Source organism: Bradyrhizobium sp. McL0616 (assembly GCF_049993385.1).
Classification (GTDB): Bacteria; Pseudomonadota; Alphaproteobacteria; order Rhizobiales; family Xanthobacteraceae; genus Bradyrhizobium.
In genome coordinates, this window is sequence record NZ_CP188255.1 from 1,245,508 (window position 1) to 1,266,863 (window position 21,356).

The window sequence follows — 21,356 nt, forward strand, 5'->3', positions numbered from 1 at the left end:
CGCCAGGACGACAGTGGAGAGTGTGGGCGCACCCAACTCATCCCCCCGCGCTCAACTCCGCGCGATCGAGCTCTTCCTCCAACCGATGAAACGCGTCGTCGCCGATCACCTCGGTGGCGCGCAGGCTGAAGATCGATTTTCGTGCGGCCTCGATGGCGCGGCGGCGCAGGGGATCGGCGGGGAGTTCGCCATTGGCGATGCCGCCGTTCGGATCATCGTCGGCCTGCATCAGGATGGCGCGATATTCGAGTCGCAGGATTTCCGCCTCCTCCGACGGATCGTCATCGATCGCATCGAGCGCCGCGCGATAGGCCACCGCGCGTGCGCGCGCGACCTCGATGCCGACGGGATCGTCGTCCTTGAGGCCGAAGGCCAGGATCAGCGGCCGCAGCGTCAGGCCCTGGATCACCAGCGAGCCCAGCACCACCGCAAAGGCGACGAAGACGATGAAATCGCGATAGGGAAAATTCTCCGGCAACGCAAAGGCGGTGGCGAGCGTGACGAGGCCGCGCATGCCGCACCAGGAGATGATGAGGCCGCCCTTGGGCGAAGCCACCTGCTTTGGATCCTTGGGATGATAGACGCCGTGCCCGATCAGCACGCGCAGCGTGGTGCGGTAAAACGTGATCCAGGCCAGCCGCACCAGAATCACCGTGAGCAGGATCCAAGCGGCCGCCACGCAATATTCCCAGCGCACCTGCTGGTCGAGGCGCGTCCAGATCGGCCGCATCTGCATGCCGATCAGCATGAAGGCGAGCACGTTCAGCACGAATACCATCGTCTCCCACACCGCATAGGACGGCACCCGGAGCCGCGCCGGCATCCGCGCCGGCGCCGTTTGCGCCATCGTGATGGCGTAGACGACGATGGTGAGGATGCCGGAGAGGCCGAGATGCTCGGCGGCGATCCAGACCATGAACGTGGTGGCGAATTGGACGATGATCGCGCTCGGCACCTCCCTCACGCGTTCCAGGAACAGCGGGATGATGCGGCCTGCGAGAAGACCCGCGAGGACACTGCCGACCAGCCCGAGCGCGATCGTCGGCGCCACCTCGCTCCATTTCAGATGCTGCATTGCGACCGCACCGACGGCGATACGATAGATCAGCAGCGAGGTGGCATCGTTGAGCAGGCTTTCGCCCTCCAGCACCTTCATCATGCGGTAGGGCAGCTTCACCTGGCTCAGGATCGCGACAGCGGCCGCGGCGTCCGGCGGCGCTACGATTGCGCCAAGCGCAACCGCGGCAGCCCAGGGCATGTCTGGAAACAACCGGTGTGCGACGAAGGCGACGCCGACGGTGGTCAGGCCGACCGCGGCCACGACCAGGGTCGAGACCGGAACCCAGTTGTTGCGGAGATCGCGCAGCGAGGTGTCGAAGGCGGCATCCAGCAGCACCGGTGCGACAAAAAGCGCCAGCGCCAGGTCCGGCTCCAGCGTCCAGGACGGGCTGTTCGGCACAAAGGCGATCAGCGCGCCGCCGATGGCGAGAAAGGTCGGGTAGGGGACCTTGATCCGCCGGGCCAGCGCCGATAATGCAACGGCGCCGAGGAGGAGCGCGATGGTCCATTCGAATGTCGACAATTGAGAGCCCCGAAACCGATTTGAGCGACGCCATAGGCTAGCATCAATCCGGCCGTATGATGGATAGTGTGGTTACAAAGCAAGAGCTCCCGACTGCGACGCGCATGCGTTTTTTTGCGCGGATTCAATTTTCCGGTGCTGTGCTGCTGTTGGCGCTGTCACTCGTTGCAGCCCACGCCGCGACCGGGGGCGAGCCGGCCGCGGTCCCGCAGGTCGACGTCGCGTCATGCCTCACGGCTGCAGCGGCCGACGATATGGACAAGGCGGCCTCGGCCTGCGCCGCTGTCATCGACAACGAGAAGACTGCAAAATCCCACCTGATCAAGGCGCTGATCACGCGCGGCGCACTGTTTGCGCGGCATGACCAGATCGACCGCGCCATTGCCGACGACAGCCGCGCTCTTTTGCTCGATCCCACGCTCGCCGACCTCTTCAACGCGCGCGGCGAGCTCTGGCTGAAGAAGGGCGACAAGCCCAGGGCCGTGCAGGATTTTGGCGCAGCGCTGAAGATTGACCCGAACCACGAGAAGGCCAAGGCCAATCACAAGGCAATGGCGCGCGAGCTCGAGCGGATCGGTGCGCAGATGGCGGTTGCCGGCAAGCCCAGCTTCAATTGCGGCAGCGCGCGCAGCCCGCTGGAGAAGGCGATCTGCGCCAATCGGGAGATCGCCGATCTCGACCGCGAGGTCTATGCCGCCAACGCCCGCGTGATCCGCGAGGCGCGCAACGCCGGCGAAGCCAAGGCACTCCAGCGCGAGCAGGATGAATTCACCGCACGCCGGAATGCCGGGTTCGGCCGGCCTGGGTACGATCTGAAGAAGGCGATGCAGGACAGATTGCAGCGGCTGAACGGGGTGGACGGGTATTAGCGGCGCTCTTCTTGAGAGGTCGTCATGCCCGGCCTTGTGCCGGGCATCCACGTTCTTCGTCATCAAGCCAAGAAAGACGTGGATGGCCGGGTCAAGCCCGGCCATGACGGTGTGGAGTGTGGACAGGCCCGATTTGAACCCGTACCTCGCCAGCCGCGACAATGTTGAACACCTGATGTCACGGAGTGCTTCGGCATGCGCACGCGTTCTTCCGCGCAAATATCCAAAATCTCGCTGCGCGCCTTGCTCTTGGGTGCTGCACTGAGCCTCGTTCTCGCTGGCTCAGCCTCGGCCGCCGTCGATTGCGTGGCCGGCAGCAAGGCTGCGCCTGCCGAACTGATCCCGGCATGCAGCGCCATCATCGACCAAACCACAAATTCGACGTCCGACCGTGTTGCGGCGCTGCTGGTTCGCGCTGACGCCAATGCCAGGACCTCGGGCGGCCTCACGGCGGCGCTGCGCGATATCGACCGCGCCATTGCGCTCGACAGCAAGAATGCGCGCGCCCCTGGCGTCTGCGCGGCGACCTGCTGCGCGAGGCTGGCGGCGATCTCAATCGGGCGACAGCTGACCTGAGCAAGGCGATCGAGCTCGATCCGCAGGATGCGGAAGCCTATGAGCTGCGCGGCGTCGCCTACACCAATCAGCGCCGGCTCGACCGTGCGATCGCCGATTACAATCAGGCGATCAAGCTGAAGCCGGATTATGCGCAGGCCTGGTCCGACCGCGGCGCGACCAATTATCTCAACGGCGACAACGAGAAGGCGGTCAGCGATCTCAGCGAGGCCTTGCGGCTCGATCCGAACCGGGCGCGCAGCTACACCAATCGCGGCGCGGCCTACATGAAGCTTGGCCAGCTCGACAAGTCCGTCGCCGACGACAGTGAGGCAATCAGGCTCGATCCAAAAGTGCCGGAATATTACGACAATCGCGGCCTGTCGCTGGCCGCGATGGGCGAGCACGACAAGGCGATCGTCGATTACGACTAGGCGCTGCGGCTGGCGCCGCGGCCGAATTTTTTCACCAACCGCGGCGATGCCTACCAGTTCAAGGGCGAGTTTGGTGCAGCGCTCAGCGACTACGATGACGCGCTGAAACTCGATCCGAATTTCGCGCTGACCTACAACAACCGCGCCGTGCTCTACAAGAAGATGGGCGAGCGCAAGAAGGCGCTGGCCGATTACGAGACTGCGCTCAGGCTCGATCCAGGCAACGAGAACGCCGCTGGCGGACGCCGCACCATGATGGCGGAGATCGCAAAGTTCGGTGCCGAGCCGCCGCGTCCGCTGGCCGCGAATTCGGGCAACGGCCCGTCGTTCGATTGCGCGAGTGCGAAGCGCGAGGTCGAGAAGGTGATTTGCGCCGATCCGCAGCTTGGCGTACTCGACCGCCAGATCGCGGAGACCTATGAGCGCGTGCTGAAATCCGCGAGCGGACGCATCGCGAGTGACCTGCGCAAGTCCCAGCGCGATTTCCTCGTCACCCGCGATGCCAGCTTCCGCCGCCCCGGCTACGACCTGAAAAAGGTCATGCAGGATCGGTTGCAGCGGCTGAACGCGATGGATAGCTGACGGGTGTGCTCTTCACCTCTCCGCGCAAGAACGGGGAGAGGGAGAAGATGGGTTCTTTTCAGCTTGAACCGCGGCCCGTTCCCGGGAAAATACCCCTCAAACAACGCCGGCAGTTGATCTTGGTCATGGCGGGACGAAAGTCCTGCCGTCAGGTCAAGGCCAGGCGAATAAAGGGAACGGGAGCGCGGGAATGAGTGTCCGAGGAAACGTCGACGGAAACAGCCGTTATCACGAGGTCCATGCGCGTTCGCTGGCCGATCCCGCGGGCTTTTGGGCCGAAGCGGCGCAGGAGATCGACTGGATCGAGCCGCCGAAGACGATCTTCGATCCCGCGCAGGGCGTCTACGGCCGCTGGTTCAGCGGCGGCGTCGTCAACACCTGCTATAACGCGCTCGACCGCCATGTCGAACGCGGCCGCGCCGACCAGATCGCGCTAATCCATGATTCGCCGCTGACCAATTCGGTCACCAAATTCACTTATGCCGAGCTGTTGGCCGAGGTGCAGGCGCTCGCAGCCATCATGCAGGATTTCGGCGTCGTCAAGGGCGACCGCGTCATCCTCTATATGCCGATGGTGGCGGAAGCCGTGGTCGCGATGCTCGCCTGCGCGCGCATCGGCGCGGTGCATTCCGTCGTGTTCGGCGGCTTTGCCGCCAAGGAACTCGCCACCCGCATCGACGATGCGCAGCCAAAGCTCATTCTCTCCGCAAGCTGCGGCATCGAGCCCGGCCGCATGGTGCACTACAAGCCGCTGCTCGACGAAGCCATCAGGCTTGCGGGCAGCAAGCCGAGGGCCTGCATCGTGCTGCAGCGTCCGCAGCACATCTGTGATCTCACGCCAAAGCGCGATTACGATTGGGCGAGCCTGCGCCGCAAGGCGATGAATGACGCCAAGCAGGCCGCATGCGTGCCGGTCGCTGCGACCGATCCGCTCTACATCCTCTACACGTCGGGCACGACCGGCATCCCCAAGGGCGTCGTGCGCGACAATGGCGGCCATCTCGTCGCGGTGAAGTGGTCGATGTTCAACCTCTATGGCGTCAAGCCGGGCGAGGTCTGGTGGTGCGGCTCCGACATCGGTTGGGTGGTCGGCCACAGCTACATCATCTACGGCCCGCTACTGCATGGCGCGACCTCGATCATGTATGAGGGCAAGCCGATCGGCACGCCCGATGCCGGCGCGTTCTGGCGCGTGATCAGCGAGCACAAGGCGGTCGCCTTTTTCACCGCGCCGACCGCATTCCGCGCGATCCGGAAAGAAGATCCGGAAGGCAAGTTCATCCGGCAATACGATCTCTCCAAATTCCGCACGCTGTTCCTCGCCGGCGAGCGCGCCGATCCGCCGACGGTGGAATGGGCGGAGCAGCAGTTGAAGGTGCCGGTGATCGACCATTGGTGGCAGACCGAGACCGGCTGGTGCATCGCGGGCAATCCGGTGGGCCTCGGCCAATTGCCGGTGAAGCATGGCTCGCCGACGGTGCCGATGCCGGGCTACCAGGTCGACGTGGTGGATGAAGCGGCCAAGCCCGTCGCCCCCAACACTATGGGCTCGATCGTCATCAAGCTGCCGATGCCGCCGGGCTGCCTGCCGACGCTGTGGAATCAGGATGTGCGCTTCAAGGAGGCCTACCTCACCGAATTCCCCGGCTACTACAAGACGTCGGATGCCGGCTACAAGGACGAGGATGGCTACGTCTTCGTCATGGGCCGCACCGACGACATCATCAATGTCGCCGGCCATCGTCTCTCCACCGGCGGCATGGAAGAGATTCTGGCCTCGCATCCCGACGTCGCCGAATGTGCCGTGCTCGGCGTCAAGGACGCGATCAAGGGCGAGGTGCCCTGCGGCTTCCTGGTGCTCAAGTCTGGCGTGAAGCGCGCGCCGGCCGAAATCGAGAAGGAGATCGTCGCACTGGTCCGCGACCGGCTCGGCCCCGTCGCCGCCTTCAAGCTCGCCATCACGGTCGGGCGCCTGCCCAAGACGCGCTCCGGAAAGATACTGCGCGGCACCATCAAGAAGATCGCCGACGGCGAGGCCTGGACCATGCCGGCGACGATCGAGGATCCGAAGGTGCTGGATGAGATCGGGGAGGCGCTGAAGGGGCGGGTGTGAGGCGCGGGTGTTGCGGACTTACATTTTCCTCATTCCACGCTACAAGTGCCGCCAATAAGGGACCTCGTATGCCGATCTCGACCGCGCCGCGCTTGCTTACAGCGCTACTCCTCGCCATCGCTCTCTCCGCCTGCGCCGCGCGCTACCAGACGCCGACGGCGATGGGCGGCGACGACGACGATGCGGTGTGCCAGGGCCGCGGCTATGCGTCCGGCTCGCCCGAATACGTGGCCTGCCGCAAGGACCGTGATGTCCAGCGCAACGCCGCGGTCGCCCACTCCGATCGCCGTCAGCGCGATCTCGGCGAGTACATGCTGAACCATCCGGATCGGCCGTAAGGCGTGACCTCCTGGCTTTCACCAGGACGACGCCGGGAGGGGATGCCGCCTCTCGACCAAGTGGACACCCAAAACAAAAACGCGGCAGGTCACCCCGCCGCGTTCAAATTGCAATCGATCGCGAAGACCGAGGACTACTCCTCTTCCTCCTGCTTCTTGCCGCCGAGTGTCTTCAGCTTGGCGAACACGGCGTCGACGTTGAGGTCGTCGCTGGATTTCTCCGACGGCTCGAACTCGTCCTTCTTGGTGGTCTCGGAGGCCGGCAGCAGCGTCGCGCCGCCATAGGCTGTATCGATCGGCTTTTCCTTGGCCGCGCGCGCCACCTCGAAATCGAGCTCGATCTGCGAGCACAGACCGAGCGTCACCGGGTCGATCGGCGTCAGCGACGAAGTGTTCCAATGGGTGCGGTCACGCACGCTCGCGATCGTGCTCTTGGTGGTGCCGACCAAGCGCATGATCTGGGCATCCTTCAGCTCGGCATGGTTGCGCAGCAGCCAGAGGATGGCGCTCGGGCGCTCGTGGCGGCGCGACACCGGGGTGTAGCGCGGACCCTTGCGCTTGGGCTGGGGCGGCAGCACCACCTTGCTCTCCTGGAGGCGGAGCCGGGCGTCCGGGTTCTTCTCGCCCTTCTCGATCTCCTCGCGGGTCAACTGGCCGTTGGAAATGGGGTCCATGCCCTTGATGCCCTGGGCGGCGTCGCCATCCGCGATCGCCCGGATCTCCAGGGGGTGCATCTTGGTGAAATCGGCGACCTGGTCGAAGGTCAGCGCCGTGTTGTCGAGCAGCCAGACGGCAGTCGCCTTGGGCATCAGAGGTGCGTTGCTCATGGCAAATCTCCTTTGTGCTTCGCCCACCCCTTTGGAGGCGAAGCCGGTGGTCATCAGCGATGACTGGGAATTCGCGCTATATAAGCCCGGAGGGGGTAGCCACGCAATGGTTCTGCTATAGATAGTGCCTTGACAGCGCCCGAAAGGGGGCCCAATTCCCTGTAAGCCCGTACCCAATCCCTATTCCATCCATCGACCGCTTCCCGCCCATTTGGCGAGGTGATTCGGTCCCGAGATTGCTCAATGTCAGCCAAACCAGACCTCAAGATCGTGCTTTGTTCTCCTCGCGGCTTCTGCGCCGGGGTGGTCCGGGCGATCGATACCGTGGAACGGGCGCTCGATAAATATGGCGCCCCGGTCTATGTTCGCCATGAGATTGTGCACAACAAATACGTCGTCGATGGGTTGAAAAAGAAGGGTGCAATCTTCGTCGAGGAGCTCGCCGAGATCCCGGTAAACACCACCGCGCCGGTGGTGTTCTCGGCCCATGGCGTGCCGAAATCGGTTCCGGCCGACGCTCAGTTTCGCAATTTGTTCTCGCTGGACGCAACCTGCCCGCTGGTGACCAAGGTGCACCGCGAGGCCGCGATCCATTTCAAGCGCGGCCGCGAGATCTTCCTGATTGGCCATTCCCATCACCCCGAGGTGGTCGGCACGCTTGGCCAGCTTCCGGTCGGCGCCGTGACGCTGATCGAGACCGCCGATGATGCCAAGACCATCGCCCCGAAGGATCCGAACAACCTCGCCTTCGTGACCCAGACCACGCTGTCGATCGACGACACCGCGGAGATCGTGGCGCTGCTCAAGGAGCGCTTCCCGAACATCAACGGGCCGCACAAGGAAGACATCTGCTACGCCACCACCAACCGCCAGCTCGCGGTGAAGAAGGTGGCGCCGGTGGTCGACGCCCTGATCGTCGTTGGTGCGCCGAACTCGTCAAACTCGCAGCGCCTGCGCGAAGTCGCCGAGCGCGAGGGCTGCAAGGTTGCGGTGCTGGCGCAGCGCGCCGCCGAGATCGACTGGAAGCGGTTCGAGAACATCACCAGCCTTGGCATCACCGCGGGCGCCTCGGCGCCGGAGGTGATCGTCGAGGAGATCATGGACGCCTTCGCCGAGCGCTTCACACTGCATGTGGAGACGGTCTCGGCCGCGGAAGAGAACGAATTCTTCCCGCTGCCGCGCCAGGTACGCCCCGAAGCCGCCGCCGAGTAGACTTTTATGGCGGTCTACACCGACGTTGCCGCCGACGAGCTTGCGGATTTCCTCAATCGATACGATCTCGGCGAATTGCTCTCCTACAAGGGCATCGCCGAGGGCGTCGAAAATTCAAACTTCCTGCTGCACACCACTCAAGGCTCGTTCATCCTCACGCTCTACGAGAAGCGCGTGGCGAAAAACGATCTGCCGTATTTCCTCGCGCTGATGACGCATCTGGCGGAGCACGGCATCAACTGCCCGCTGCCGGTCAAAGCGAAAGACGGCGAGGCGCTGCGCGAGCTGTCGGGACGGCCGGCGGCGATCATCACCTTTCTCGAAGGCGTCTGGCCGCGCAAGCCGAGCGCCGCCCATTGCGCCGGCGTCGGCGATGCGCTGGCGAAGATGCATCTGGCCGGCGCCAATTTCGCGGTTCGGCGCGCCAACGCGCTTTCGGTCTCGGGCTGGCGGCCGCTGTTCGATGCGGCCTCAGCGCGCGCGGACGAGGTGCAACCGGGCCTGCGCGCATTTCTCGCCGCCGAGCTCGACCATCTCGAGAGCGGTGTCTGGCCGAGCACTTTGCCCGAGGGCGTGATCCACGCCGATCTCTTCAACGACAACGTCTTCTTCCTCGGTGACAAGCTGTCGGGGATCATCGACTTCACCTTCGCCTGCAACGATATGCTGGCCTATGACGTCGCGATCTGTCTCAACGCCTGGTGTTTCGAGCCGGATCACGCGTTCAACGTCACCAAGGCGCGCGCCTTCCTCAACGCCTATGGCCGTGTGCGCAAGCTCAGCGACGCCGAAGAGGCTGCGCTGCCGCTGCTGGCGCGCGGTGCCGCGATCCGCTTCCTGCTGACGCGGCTGGTCGACTGGCTCAACGTGCCTCCAGGCGCGCTGGTGAGACCCAAGGACCCGCTGGAATATGTCCGCAAGCTGCGCTTCCACCAGAGCGTTGCCAGCGCGCGCGATTACGGGCTGATGCCGTCAGGACTGGTCGCGTGAGCGAGCTTCCCACTGTCACGATCTATACCGACGGCGCCTGCTCGGGAAATCCCGGGCCTGGCGGCTGGGGCGCGATCCTGAAGTTCGGCGACAAGGAAAAAGAGCTGCACGGCGGCGAGCGCCACACCACCAACAACCAGATGGAGCTGATGGCGGCGATCTCGGCGCTGGAAGCGCTGAAGAAGCCGTGCACGGTCGATCTCTACACCGACAGCCAATATGTGCGGCAGGGCATCACCGGCTGGATTCACGGCTGGAAGCGCAACGGCTGGCGCACCGCCGACAAGAAGCCGGTCAAGAATGTCGAGCTATGGCAGCGGCTCGATGCCGCGCTGAAGGCGCATGACGTGCGCTGGCACTGGGTCAAGGGTCACGCCGGCCACCCCGAGAACGAACGCGCCGATCAATTGGCACGCGACGGGGTCGCGATGGGCCGGTTGAAGGCGTAGGTGACGGAGTAGCGAGGGCGCACAGTCCCTCCGCTCGTCATGGCCGGGCTTGACCCGGCCATCCACGAGCTACCAAGAACGTGGATGCCCGGGACAAGCCCGGGCATGACGTCGTGGTTGCAGTTTTGCGAAGCTTACAGCTGCCCGAGCAGCGTATCGCCGCCGGACACCTCGACCTTGCCGGGCATCGCCTCGAGGTTCAGCTTCTTGACCACCCCGTCCTCGATCAGCATCGAGTAGCGCTTGGAGCGGATGCCGAGTCCGTTGGCGGAGGCGTCCAGCTCCATGCCGATCGCCTTGGTAAAATCGGCATTGCCGTCGGCGAGGAAGGTGGCTTCGTCGCGCTGGTCGGTGTCGCGCTTCCAGGCGTTCATGACGAAGGCATCGTTGACGGAGACGATGGCGATGCTGTCGACGCCCTTGTCCTTGATGGCGTAGGCGTTGAGGAAGATGCTCGGCAGATGCATCTTGTGGCAGGTGCCGGTGTAGGCGCCGGGCACTGCGAATAGCGCCACCTTCTTGCCCTTGAAGATATCGTCGGTGGTCTTCACCTGCGGGCCTTCCGCCGTCATCACGCGGAATTTCGCCTCGGGCAGCTTGTCGCCAATCTGGATCGCCATCGTCGTTTCTCCTGAAAAGGGGTGGGCAAGTTCTAGAGCATTTTACCGGCTGAGGGAAACGGCTTCACCGCGCTGTGATGGGATCGGTTTGCCGATTTTCTCGTCATTGCGAACCAACGGGTCCGCGCGAAGCGCGGCCCGATTACAGGCTCCGCGAAGCAATCCAGAAATGTCGCCGCGGAGACACTCCGGATTGCTTCGTCGCGAAGAGCTCCTCGCAATGACGGCGGAGAGGGCTAGCTTACGCCGCCTGCGCCTTCTTCTCGTCGCGAAGCTCCCGGCGCAAGATCTTGCCGACATTGGTCTTCGGCAAATCGGCGCGGAATTCGATGTGCTTGGGCACCTTGTAGCCGGTGAGCTGCCCGTGACAGAATTTGATCACGTCCTCGGCGGTGAGGTTGGGATCCTTCTTCACCACAAAAGCCTTCACTGCCTCGCCCGATTTGGAATCGGGGATGCCGATCACGGCGCATTCCAGCACGCCCGGATGGCTCGCGATCACTTCCTCGATCTCGTTCGGATAGACGTTGAAGCCGGAGACCAGGATCATGTCCTTCTTGCGGTCGACGATCTTGGTGTAGCCCGTCTCGTCCATCACGCCGATGTCGCCGGTGCGGAAATAGCCGTCAGCGGTCATCACCTTGGCGGTCTCGTCGGGCCTGTTCCAATAGCCCGCCATCACCTGCGGGCCCTTGGCGCAGATCTCGCCGGGCTGGCCGAGCGGGACCTCGTTGCCGTCATCGTCACGGATCGAGATCCAGGTCGACGGCACGGGGACGCCGATGGTGCCGTTGAACTCTGAATTGGTCGCGGTGTTGCAGGTCAGCGTTGGCGCCGTCTCCGACAGGCCATAGCCCTCCGCGATCGAGCATCCCGTGAGCGCCTTCCACTGTTCGGCCACCGGGCGTTGCACCGCCATGCCGCCGCCGTTGGAGATCTTCAGCTTTGAGAAGTCGAGCTTCTTGAAGTCGGGATGATGCATGAGCCCGTTGTAGAGCGTGTTGACGGCCGGGAAGCTGTTGACCTGGTACTTCGCCAGCTCCTTGATGAAGCCCGCGATGTCGCGCGGGTTCGGGATCAACAGATTGCAGCCGCCGGCGCGCACCGCCAGCAGGTAGCAGGCCGTCAGCGCGAAGATGTGATAGAGCGGCAGCGCGCAGACGATCATGAGCTGTTCGACATGCGGCGGTGCTGCGATCGCCGGCTGGAGCCAAGCGTCGTTTTGCAAGACGTTGGCGACGATGTTGCGATGGAGCAGCGTGGCGCCCTTGGAAACGCCGGTGGTGCCGCCGGTATATTGCAGGAAGGCGACGTCGCCGGGCGAGAGCTTTGGCTTGTTGAAGGGCAGGCCGCGGCCGGCCGAGAGCGCGTCGTTGAACGACACTGCACCCGGCAGCGAATAAGACGGCACCATCTTCTTCACGCGGCGGACGACGAGATTGACGATCACGCCCTTGAGGCCGAGCAAATCGCCCATGCTGGCGACGATGACATGCTTCACAGCCGTCTTGGCGATCACCTGCTCGACGGTGTGGGCAAAGTTCTCCAGCACGATGACCGCTTCGGCGCCGGAATCCTTGAGCTGGTGCTCGAGCTCGCGCGGCGTATAGAGCGGGTTGACGTTGACCACCGCGAAACCGGCGCGCAGCACTGCGGCGGTCGCGACCGGATATTGCAGCACGTTCGGCATCATGATCGCGACGCGCGCGCCGCGCTGGAGGCCGCGTCCCTGCAGGTAAGCGCCGAGCGCCAGCGACATCTGGTCGAGGTCGCGGTAGCTGATCGACTTGTCCATGCAGATGAACGCCTTGCGGTCGGCGAACTTGGCAAAGCTCTCCTCAAGGAGATCGACCAGCGATGCGTATTGGGTCGGCTCGATATCAGCTGGCACGCCGGGCGGATATTGCTTGAGCCAGATGCGCTCCATGGAAAACTCCCCTCATCTACCTGAGCCCGTTGTATCTCGGGCTTGCCTCATTGCCGGCAGTATCGAGCCTGCCGGAACTGCTGGCAAGCGGTCGTGGCTTAAGGCAAAGGCCGGAGAGGGGCTACTGGAATCCTCGCAAATCGCTGCCGCAGGTGCGAAGCGCGGGCGCAACGGAATAGGCTCGCGCCGTTAACCTAACTGTTGTTGGGCGCGGGTTTAGGCGCAGGCTTCGTGGCCGCCTTGGGCTTGGCGGGCTTGGCCGCCTGATCGCCGCTCGCCGCCGGCTTCGCCGCCGCATCGGGCTTGGCTGCGGCGTGCTTTGTCCCTGCCGGCTTTGCCGCGCTCTTGGTATCGCCCTTCGCATCAGGCTTGGCGGTATCCGGCTTCGCCGCTGCCGTCTTGCCATCGCTGCCGGCGTCGGGCTTCTTGGCGACGCGCGACTTCTTGCCACGCGCCTTCGGCGTGGCCTGCTGGTCGGCGTCGGCGGCGACTGCCGCGACCAGGGCGGCACCGGTGCGGGTCGGACCGGTATAGACAATCACGGGCTCTGCGGCCGCCGGGGCCGAGGCCATCAGCTCGGAGGCTTTCATCAGGGGCGGTTGCAGCCCCGCGGTGAAGAAGGTCACCTGGGCTTCGCCGCCAGTGGCCGAGGCCGATCCGGTCGCGCCGCCATTGGTCGCGATCAGCGCATCGTCGTCGTCGCTGGCCGGCCGCTTGCGGTGACCGCCGCACATCTCCTCGCGCAAATTCGGCGGCGAGGCGTCGACCGGCACGAGGTTCTCGACGGTGCCAAGCGAGGGGCGCAGCCACGACAGATTGTCCTGGCTGAAGCCGCGCTCCAGAAGCTGCGCCGCCTTCACTGCGCGCGCGGTGCCGGAATTGGCGCCGAGCACCACCGCGATCAGCCGGCGGCCATTGCGTGTGGCGGATGCCACGAGGTTATAGCCGGAGGCGCAGATGAAGCCGGTCTTGAAACCGTCGGCGCCGGGATAGCGGCCGATCAGCTTGTTGAAATTCCCCGTGACGCGCTTGCCCAGGCGGATCGCCGGGATGTGCACGAAATATTCGTATTCCGGCAGGTCGCGCAGGAACGAGCGTGCGAGAATGCCGAGGTCGCGCGCGGAGGTGATCTGGCCGTCGGCGGGCAGGCCGTTGGGATTGACGTAGCTCGTCTGCGTCATGCCGAGCTTCTTCGCGGTGTCGTTCATCATCACGGAGAAGCCGTCGATCGAACCGCCGACGCCTTCGGCGAGCACCACGGCCATGTCGTTCGCCGACTTGACCAGCATCATCTTGAGCGCGTTGTCGACGGTGAGCTGCGTTCCCGGACGGAACCCCATCTTCGAGGGCGATTGCGAGGCCGCCGTCGGCGACACCGTGACCAGCGTGTCGAGCGTGATCTTGCCGTCCTTCACCGCCTTCAGCGTCACATAGGCGGTCATGATCTTGGTGACGGAGGCCGGATACCAGGGAATGGTCGCGTTATCCGCCTGCAACACCTTGCCGCTGTCGGCCTCGATCAGGAGCAGCGCTTCGGCATTTGCCGTGCGCGGTGCGAGCAGCGCAGCGACCGCCAGGGTCGCAGCGAACAGGTTGAACAGCGAATTGCGAAGCAGCGGGCGAAAGGCGTGCACTATCCGATTTCCAGTCGTTGGAGACCCGCCGGTTCCGGACGGCTCTCGTGATCTCTGTTCGGTTCTGAAATCCAGCGCCGCCGCTTGCGGCAGCGCAAACCTATACCGGCTGTTGCGTCGAGAATAGGGGTCTCTGCCTGGTATTCCGCGATGAAATAGGCCGAATTTCGGCGGTGCTACGGCGACCTGCTATGGGGATTTGGCCGCGGTCGCGATAGCCTCAGCCGGCGTCACGCTGGCCCGTGCATTCGCTTGAGATTGTTCCTGCACCATGAACTGGGCCTTGGCGAGCTCGGCGAAATAGCCGCCTTTGGCCACGAGTTCATCGAAAGTTCCGCTTTCGATCACCCGCCCATTCTCGAACACCAGAATCCGCGTGGCGTTCCGGATGGTGGAGAGGCGGTGGGCGATCACAAAGGTGGTGCGGCCCTTCATCACTTCATCGAGAGCGGCGTTCACCTTGGCTTCGGTGACGGCGTCGAGCGCGCTGGTCGCCTCGTCCAGGATCAGGAGCGGCGGGTCCTTGAGCAGCGCACGGGCAATCGACAGCCGCTGCCGCTCGCCGCCGGAGAGCATACGGCCGCGCTCGCCGGCATTGGTCTCGAAGCCGCCGCTGCGGTCGATGAATTCGAGCGCCTGGGCGCGCTCGGCCGCCTTGCGCATCTCGGCCTCGGTCGCATCCGGCTTGCCGACGCGCAAATTCTCCGCGATCGAGCGGTTGAACAGCAGCGCCTCCTGGAACACCACGCCGATGTTCCGCCGCAGCGATGTCAGCGTGACGCCGCGCACGTCCATGCCGTCGATCCTGATGAAGCCGGATTGCGGATCGAAGGCGCGATGCAGCAGCGCGATCGCAGTCGACTTGCCGGCGCCGGTCGCGCCGACCAGCGCGATGGTCTGGCCGGGCAGCGCGGTAAAGGAGAGGTCCTCGACCGCCGGCCGCTTGCCGTCATAGGAAAAGGTGACGTCGTTGAACTCGACGAGGCCGGAGAGCCGGCCGGCGTCGATCGCGTCCGGCCGGTCGTGCACCGCGGGCACCGCATCAAGCACGTTGAAGAATTCGCGCAGGCGCGGCGCTTCCATGAACACGTTGTTGATGAAGCTCACGACCTGTTCGAGCTTCTGGATCAGCAGTGTCGCGAAGCTCACGAACATCACGATCTCGCCGACCGAAGTCAGCCCCTGGTCGTGCAGCGAAATACCGAGCGCGAAGATCGCGAGCACCGTGATGGTGGTCGAGGCGCGCGTGATGACGGTGACGAGCGCCCACCACGACAAGACCGGCATCTGCGCCGCGAGCAGCTGGTCGGCGACGGAGCGCAAGCCCTTCACCTCGGATTCGACGCGCACAAAACTCTGCACCAGCGCGACATTGCCGAGTGCGTCGGAGGCGCGCGCGGAGAGCTCGCTATAGTGCTCCTCCACCTCCATCTGCATGCCGAAAGTCCTGCGCACCACGAAGGTTGTCAGCGCGGTAAAGACGACGCAGAGCACGAACAGCAGGATCGCCATCCGCCAGTTCAGATACAGCGACAGCGGCAGCAGCACCACGACCGAAAGAATCGCGGCAAAGTGCTCACGGAAGAAACCGAGCCACAGCCGCCACAGCGCGTCGGTGCCGTTGAGCATGACCTTCATCAGCCGACCCGAATGGGTGCCGGAATGGAAGGTCAGCGGAAGTTGCAAAATGTGCTCGAAATAGTTGGTCAGCACCGCCTGGCGCTGGCGGTGGGAGAGCCGGTCGGCTTGCAGCGCCACAAGCGCGCTACAGGCGATGGTGAACAGCCCGAATGCCACCCAGGCCATCAGGAACGGCCAGGCCGAGCTCGATCCGGACACCGTCTTGCCGGAGAGCACATCGACGATCCGGCCGAACAATACCGGTTCGGCAAATTGCGAGGCGGCCAGCAGCAGATTGGCGAATGCCAGCAGCCAGCCCAGCCGCGCCTCCTTGCCGAGCAGCTCGAGGACGCGGGTGTAGAGGCTGAAAATGGACATGCGGGCGCGAACTCGAGCGGATAGAACGAAGTGAGCCCTTATTCTAATCAGGGATCGTCCGCGAGATACAGGGGAAGCTGTCAGTTTTGCTCAATTGATCAGCCGCCCTCTGACCGGCGGCAGGAACCGGTCGTCGAAGATATCGCCGGCCGCAGGCCGCTTGTCGAATTTGAAATCCTCTGCGATCTGGTCGATCGAGCGCTCCAGCCGCGCCGGGTCGACGCCGCCGAGGCCGTTGCGCCTGACCTCGTCGGTCAGGATGTTGTCGGCGAGCACGGTGCGCAGGCGTGAGAGCTCCAGGTCGCGGTCGCCATCGTCGATCCGGCTTGCGGCCTCGTCCGCCGCGCGTGCCGGCTCTCTGACGGTTGCGTTGATGCCGGCGATCAGTGCACGCACAAAGCCTTTCACCGCGTCCGGCTTCGCAGCGGCAAAGGCGGGATTGGCCACCACGGCGAAGCCGTAGGCTTCGCAGCCATAGTCGGCATAGCGGAGCACGGCGAGATCATCGGCCGGCACGCCGCGATCGCGTAGGTTCACGGCCGAGAGATAGGAGAAGCCCGCCACCGCATCGACCTGTCCTGCCGAGAGGACCGGCTCGCGCACTGCCGCGCTCATCTTGAAGAACTTCACATGCGAGGTGTCGATGCCGTTCTGGCGCGCGAGTGCCGGCCACAGCCGGATCGACAGATCGCTGTCGGCGACGCCGACGGTCTTGCCGTCGAGATCGGAGAGCAAATGAATGCCGCGGCTCTTGCGCGCGACGATCGCGTAGGGCGCGCGGTTGAACAGCACGAACATTGCCTTGACCGGCGGCGCATCGGCCTTGTCGCGAAAGCGAATGAGCTCGTTGATGTCGACGAGCGCGAGCTCGCTGTCGCCTTTGGCGACGCGTGCGAGCGCTTCGGGCGATCCGGCCGCGCTGTTGAAGGACACGTTGAGACGCTCGGCGGCGAACTTGCCATCTTTTGCTGCGATGAAGAACGGCGCCATGCTCGCATCGAGCGGACGATCGAAGGTGAAATGGATCGCCACTGACGCCGCGGCAGTTTCGGCCGCATTGACGTCGCGCGCGGCCAGTGCGGCCAGCGCGATCGAGAGCGCCAGCAGGCAGCGAGAGGCGATCGTCTTCAATCCCAACATCGGTCGCGCCGGTTCCGCATTGTTATGGTTTCGTGACGCTCGCAGCCCCGGCCGGTGATCATCGTGTCCGCATCAACATGAACGGCGGATGAGCGGCGGCTGCGTCATGATTACGCAACCCCGTTCAGCTTCTGTTGGGGTTGGGGAACCGAACATGGGCTGCGGGTGTTTGAGTGACATGAGCCTGTCGCGAGGCACCATTGAAGGTCCCAAGGAGGGTCCAAAGTATGTTTGACCGATTTTCGAAATTTGCTGGCCGCAAGGCCGTTTTCGCCACCGCCGCGGTGCTGGCGCTGACCACGGTTGCTCCCACCGCATCGTTCGCAGGCGGCCGTCATTGGCATGGCGGCGGCGGCGCGGCATTTGCCGGCGCGGCCATTGCCGGCATCGTCGGCACTGGCCTTGCGATCGCGGCGAGCCGCGACGCCTACGCCTATGACAACGGGCCCTATTATGGCGGTCCGGCTTATGGCGGTCCGGCCTACTATGATGGCGGGCCGGGCTATTACGGCGGCGATTCCTATTATGGTCCGCGCCCGTACCACCGTTGTGGCGGTCCCTATCAGTCCGCGCAGGGCGGCCAGGGCAACATTGCGACCTGCTACTAGGTCCGGCTGCCAAAGGTTGACCATAACAGGCCGTCGCGCTTGCCGCGCCGGCCTGTTTTGCCTTTTATCGTCGGCGTTAACGCGCTCGCCATTGGTTTAGAGTAGTTTCGAGTCCCATGAGTGATTCGCTTGAGCGGCTATATCTGGCTGTGCTCGCGGCCAGAGACCTTGATCCGGCAACATCGCGCACCGCGCGGTTGTTTCAGCGCGGCCCGTCCAAAATGGCGAAGAAGCTGGCCGAAGAGGCCATCGAGGTCGTCATCGACGCGGTCAATGGCGATAGCGAAGCCGTGATCCGGGAAAGCGCCGATCTGCTCTACAATCTCACCGTGCTCTGGGCCTCGGCCGGCGTGCGTCCCGAAGACGTCTGGCGCGAGATGGCGCGGCGTGAGGACATGCTCGGTATCGCCGAAAAGCTGCCGAAATCGACGATGAAGCTGCCCAAGGCCGCGTCACCGCGTGTTGCCGCGCGGCGGCCAATTGTCGCCCTCGAGGGCCGCGCGGCACGCAAGCGCCACTAGAAACGTCACAAATCGCTCAAAAACTGGCGATGGACAAATCCGTCCCATGGTGCTTCATCGCGGCGCCATGCTGAAACGTATCTACGACTGGTGCATCGACGCCGCCCACAAGCCCTACGCGCTCTGGATCATGGGGGCCGTGGCTTTCGCAGAAAGCTCCTTCTTTCCCGTCCCCCCGGACGTGATGCTGATTCCGATGTCACTGGCGCGCCCGCAGCGCGCCTGGATGTATGCAGCAATCTGCACCGCGACCTCGGTGGTGGGCGGCCTGCTCGGCTACGCCATCGGCGCGCTGCTGTTCGACTCGGTCGGCCACTGGCTGATCCAGGTCTACGGCCTCGGCGACAAGGTCGATGCCTTCCGCGCCTCCTATGCACAGTGGGGTGCCGTGATCATCCTGCTCAAGGGGCTGACGCCGATCCCCTACAAGCTCGTCACCATCACCTCGGGCTTTGCCGGCTACAATATCGGACTGTTCATCCTGTGCTCGATCGTTGCGCGCGGCGGACGTTTCTTCATCGTCGCCATCCTGCTCAATCGCTATGGCGACTGGATCCGGGTCAGGATCGAGAAGCATCTCGGCCTGTGGGTCGCGCTCGGCGCCGCCGTGCTGGTGCTCGGCTTCGTGGTGGCGATCAAGCTGATCTAAACCCCAATGCTTTGACGATGGGCCGGCTTCGGTTACGGTTGCCGTCATGATGGTTCGATCCGGCAATCCGGCGGTGCGGCTGGGGCGGCTTACTTCAGCGGTGCTGCTGTTCCTGCTCGGCTCCGGCGCGGCGGGATGGCCGCAATCGGCACCGCCGGCGCTCGGTCTCCAGGAGCAGGGGCCGCAGGCCGCGCCGCCGCCATCGACGCCTGCCCCATCCGCGCCGCCGGCGCGCGAGGACAATCCCGGGCTGATCAATGAAATGGGCAAGCTGTTCGACAAGCTGCCCTCGATCCTGCCGCCGATCAAAAGCCCCAGCGAGACCATGAACGATTTGTCGCGCTTGGCGAAACCGTCGAGCATGGTGTCTGGGCGCGTGGCCTGTCCGGCCTCGTCAAACGGCGGGCCGGACTGCAAGCAGGCCGCCGACCAGCTCTGCCAGAGCAAGGGCTACAAGGAAGGCAAGGGCCTGAACGCCGACTCCGCCGAAAAATGCTCGGCCAAGGTTTTGATCCCGGGCAGGCAGCGCAAGCCGGACGACTGCCGCACCGATACTTTCGTGACCAGCGCGCTGTGCCAGAACTGACGCGATGACCTGCGCGCATGCAACAAGGAGCGCACATGAGCCGTACAGAGCAGGATTTCCTCGGACAGCGTGAGATCGCCGACGACATCTATTACGGCGTCCAGACCATCCGCGGGAAAGAGAACTTCCACATCACCGGCATTCCGATGAACCAGGAGCCTTACTTCGTGAAGGCGCTCGGTTACGTCAAGAAGGCCGCCGCCATGGCCAATCGCGATCTCGGCGCGGTCGATGCAAAAGTGGCCGACGCGATCATCCTCGGCTGCGACCGGGTCATCGCCGGCGACATGATGGATCAGTTCGTCACCGACTTCATCCAGGGCGGCGCCGGCACATCCACCAACATGAACGCCAACGAGGTGATCGCCAATCTCGCGCTGGAATCGCTCGGCTTCGCGAAGGGCGACTACCAGCATGTGAGCCCCAACGACCACGTCAATTACGGCCAGTCCACCAACGACACCTATCCGACCGCGTTCCGGCTGGCGCTGATCCTGCGGCTCGAAAGCTACATGACGGCGCTGCGCCAGCTCCAGGAAGCCTTCTTCACCAAGGGCCGTGAGTTCGAGCGCGTGCTGAAGATGGGCCGCACGCATCTCCAGGACGCAGTCCCAATGTCGCTCGGCGCCGAATTCCGGGGATGGGGCACCACGATCGGCGAGGAGGTCGACCGCATCTCGGAAGCCCGCGCGCTGCTGCGCGAGATCAATCTCGGCGCCACTGCGATCGGCACCTCCGTCACCGCGGCGGTCGGCTATCCCAAGCTCGCGGTCCGGCATCTGAGTGCGCTGACCGGCGTCGACTTCATTCTGGCCGGCGATCTTGTCGAAGCGACGTCCGACACGGGTGCCTATGTGCAGCTCTCCGGCGTGCTCAAGCGCACTGCGAGCAAGCTGACCAAAATCTGCAACGACATTCGCTTGCTCGCCTCAGGTCCGCGCGCGGGCTTCAACGAGATCAACCTGCCGCAATTGCAGCCGGGCTCCTCGATCATGCCGGGCAAGGTCAATCCGGTGATCCCCGAAGTCGTCAACCAGACCAGCTTCCTCGTCATCGGCCTCGACATGACCGTCACGCTGGCAGCAAGTGCCGGTCAGCTCCAGCTCAACGTGATGGAGCCGGTGATCTCGTTCGCGCTGTTCTTCTCGATCCGCACCATGGAGCGCGCCGTCAATAGCCTGCGCGAGAACTGCATCGTCGGCATCACCGCGAACGACGAGCACACCCGCAACATGGTGTTGAACTCGCTCGGTATCGTCACGGTGCTGAAGCCGCTGCTCGGCTACAAGCAATGCGCCGAGATCGCGCGCGAGGGCTACAAGAGCGGCAAGTCGCTGCACCAGATCGTCGTGGTCGAGCGCAAGCTGCTGACGCAGGAGAAGTGGGACGAGATGTTCTCGTTCGAGCGGCTGATCAATCCGGATATGATCGGGTAGCTGTTCGCTATCCGCAGCTCTCGCACCGCGAGGAGCTTGCGGCAAAATTGCGAAGCAATTTTCGCGCGGATGCGACGAAGCAATCCAGCGTCCCTCCGCGGAGACAGTCTGGATTGCTTCGCTGCGCTCGCAATGACGGTGAAGACGGATAGGTTGTACAGGGACGGAATTCCGCGCGTTGGAATTGCGGTAGCCGCATCCGCCGCGGCGACAAAACGCAATACTTGACAGTGGAAAGATTGCCTTGTTGGTATGGCCTCCAGCTTTCGATTTGCTCGCCAACCCA

At 64.1% G+C, this 21,356-nt stretch carries 18 protein-coding genes and 1 pseudogene; 12 read left to right on the forward strand and 7 right to left on the reverse strand.

The window, feature by feature from the left end; genetic code table 11:
* Positions 1 to 37: 37 nt before the first annotated feature.
* A complete protein-coding gene (locus ACPPVR_RS06030) occupies positions 38 to 1,582 on the reverse strand; it encodes a cation:proton antiporter (protein ID WP_426613333.1) in 1,545 nt (514 codons plus the stop codon).
* Between the two features lie 104 nt (positions 1,583 to 1,686).
* On the opposite strand from ACPPVR_RS06030, the gene ACPPVR_RS06035 reads away from it, so the two are divergent.
* The 4 genes and pseudogenes from ACPPVR_RS06035 to ACPPVR_RS06050 all read left to right on the forward strand — a co-directional run bounded on the left by ACPPVR_RS06035 (position 1,687) and on the right by ACPPVR_RS06050 (position 6,473).
* Positions 1,687 to 2,451 carry a tetratricopeptide repeat protein gene (locus ACPPVR_RS06035; protein WP_426613334.1) on the forward strand — a complete coding sequence of 255 codons (765 nt, stop codon included), beginning with the start codon at positions 1,687 to 1,689 and terminating at the stop codon, positions 2,449 to 2,451.
* Positions 2,452 to 2,646: 195 nt separating this feature from the next.
* Positions 2,647 to 4,022: pseudogene (locus ACPPVR_RS06040) on the forward strand (tetratricopeptide repeat protein).
* A gap of 190 nt (positions 4,023 to 4,212) precedes the next feature.
* Positions 4,213 to 6,135: a propionyl-CoA synthetase gene (locus ACPPVR_RS06045; protein ID WP_426613335.1), complete on the forward strand. Its 1,923-nt coding sequence runs from the start codon at positions 4,213 to 4,215 to the stop codon at positions 6,133 to 6,135.
* A 68-nt stretch (positions 6,136 to 6,203) separates the two neighbouring features.
* A complete protein-coding gene (locus ACPPVR_RS06050) occupies positions 6,204 to 6,473 on the forward strand; it encodes a hypothetical protein (protein WP_426613336.1) in 270 nt (89 codons plus the stop codon).
* A 134-nt stretch (positions 6,474 to 6,607) separates the two neighbouring features.
* Here the strand turns inward: ACPPVR_RS06050 and ACPPVR_RS06055 are convergent, their stop codons facing one another.
* A complete protein-coding gene (locus tag ACPPVR_RS06055) occupies positions 6,608 to 7,300 on the reverse strand; it encodes a DUF1013 domain-containing protein (RefSeq protein WP_426613337.1) in 693 nt (230 codons plus the stop codon).
* 243 nt (positions 7,301 to 7,543) lie between these two features.
* Between ACPPVR_RS06055 and ispH the strand changes: the two genes are divergently transcribed.
* From ispH to rnhA, 3 genes are read left to right on the forward strand one after another with little or no spacing between them, the layout of a single operon-like run.
* Positions 7,544 to 8,512, forward strand: a complete 969-nt coding sequence (gene ispH / locus ACPPVR_RS06060) for a 4-hydroxy-3-methylbut-2-enyl diphosphate reductase (protein WP_426613338.1) — start codon at positions 7,544 to 7,546, stop codon at positions 8,510 to 8,512.
* Positions 8,513 to 8,518: 6 nt separating this feature from the next.
* The gene (locus tag ACPPVR_RS06065) at positions 8,519 to 9,502 is read left to right on the forward strand and encodes a homoserine kinase (RefSeq protein WP_426613339.1); all 984 of its coding nucleotides are present in this window, start codon (positions 8,519 to 8,521) and stop codon (positions 9,500 to 9,502) included.
* Positions 9,499 to 9,951, forward strand: a complete 453-nt coding sequence (rnhA, locus tag ACPPVR_RS06070) for a ribonuclease HI (RefSeq protein WP_426613340.1) — start codon at positions 9,499 to 9,501, stop codon at positions 9,949 to 9,951. Before ACPPVR_RS06065 ends, rnhA begins: the two co-directional genes overlap by 4 nt.
* Positions 9,952 to 10,085: 134 nt before the next feature.
* On the opposite strand, the gene ACPPVR_RS06075 is transcribed toward rnhA, so the two are convergent.
* From ACPPVR_RS06075 to ACPPVR_RS06095, 5 genes are all read right to left on the reverse strand, one after another.
* Positions 10,086 to 10,571 (reverse strand): peroxiredoxin, encoded by a 486-nt coding sequence (locus ACPPVR_RS06075; RefSeq protein WP_426613341.1) that lies wholly within the window; start codon positions 10,569 to 10,571, stop codon positions 10,086 to 10,088.
* 241 nt (positions 10,572 to 10,812) lie between these two features.
* Entirely contained in the window at positions 10,813 to 12,498 is a 1,686-nt protein-coding gene (locus tag ACPPVR_RS06080) for a long-chain fatty acid--CoA ligase (RefSeq protein WP_426613342.1), read from the reverse strand.
* Between the two features lie 194 nt (positions 12,499 to 12,692).
* Complete coding sequence (locus tag ACPPVR_RS06085) at positions 12,693 to 14,132, reverse strand: D-alanyl-D-alanine carboxypeptidase family protein (RefSeq protein ID WP_426613343.1); 1,440 nt, start codon at positions 14,130 to 14,132, stop codon at positions 12,693 to 12,695.
* Between the two features lie 189 nt (positions 14,133 to 14,321).
* On the reverse strand, positions 14,322 to 16,130 hold the full coding sequence (locus tag ACPPVR_RS06090; protein ID WP_426613344.1) for a glucan ABC transporter ATP-binding protein/ permease: 1,809 nt from the start codon (positions 16,128 to 16,130) through the stop codon (positions 14,322 to 14,324).
* A gap of 90 nt (positions 16,131 to 16,220) precedes the next feature.
* On the reverse strand, positions 16,221 to 17,270 hold the full coding sequence (locus ACPPVR_RS06095; RefSeq protein ID WP_426613345.1) for an ABC transporter substrate-binding protein: 1,050 nt from the start codon (positions 17,268 to 17,270) through the stop codon (positions 16,221 to 16,223).
* Positions 17,271 to 17,497: 227 nt separating this feature from the next.
* On the opposite strand from ACPPVR_RS06095, the gene ACPPVR_RS06100 reads away from it, so the two are divergent.
* The 5 genes from ACPPVR_RS06100 (at position 17,498) to ACPPVR_RS06120 (ending at position 21,070) form a co-directional block, all read left to right on the forward strand.
* Positions 17,498 to 17,878 (forward strand): hypothetical protein, encoded by a 381-nt coding sequence (locus ACPPVR_RS06100; RefSeq protein ID WP_426613346.1) that lies wholly within the window; start codon positions 17,498 to 17,500, stop codon positions 17,876 to 17,878.
* Between the two features lie 116 nt (positions 17,879 to 17,994).
* Positions 17,995 to 18,399 (forward strand): phosphoribosyl-ATP diphosphatase, encoded by a 405-nt coding sequence (gene hisE / locus ACPPVR_RS06105; protein WP_426613347.1) that lies wholly within the window; start codon positions 17,995 to 17,997, stop codon positions 18,397 to 18,399.
* Positions 18,400 to 18,445: 46 nt separating this feature from the next.
* Positions 18,446 to 19,048: a YqaA family protein gene (locus ACPPVR_RS06110; protein WP_426613348.1), complete on the forward strand. Its 603-nt coding sequence runs from the start codon at positions 18,446 to 18,448 to the stop codon at positions 19,046 to 19,048.
* A 46-nt stretch (positions 19,049 to 19,094) separates the two neighbouring features.
* Positions 19,095 to 19,634 carry a hypothetical protein gene (locus ACPPVR_RS06115; protein ID WP_426613349.1) on the forward strand — a complete coding sequence of 180 codons (540 nt, stop codon included), beginning with the start codon at positions 19,095 to 19,097 and terminating at the stop codon, positions 19,632 to 19,634.
* 35 nt (positions 19,635 to 19,669) lie between these two features.
* Positions 19,670 to 21,070 carry an aspartate ammonia-lyase gene (locus ACPPVR_RS06120; RefSeq protein WP_426613350.1) on the forward strand — a complete coding sequence of 467 codons (1,401 nt, stop codon included), beginning with the start codon at positions 19,670 to 19,672 and terminating at the stop codon, positions 21,068 to 21,070.
* Positions 21,071 to 21,356 lie beyond the last annotated feature (286 nt).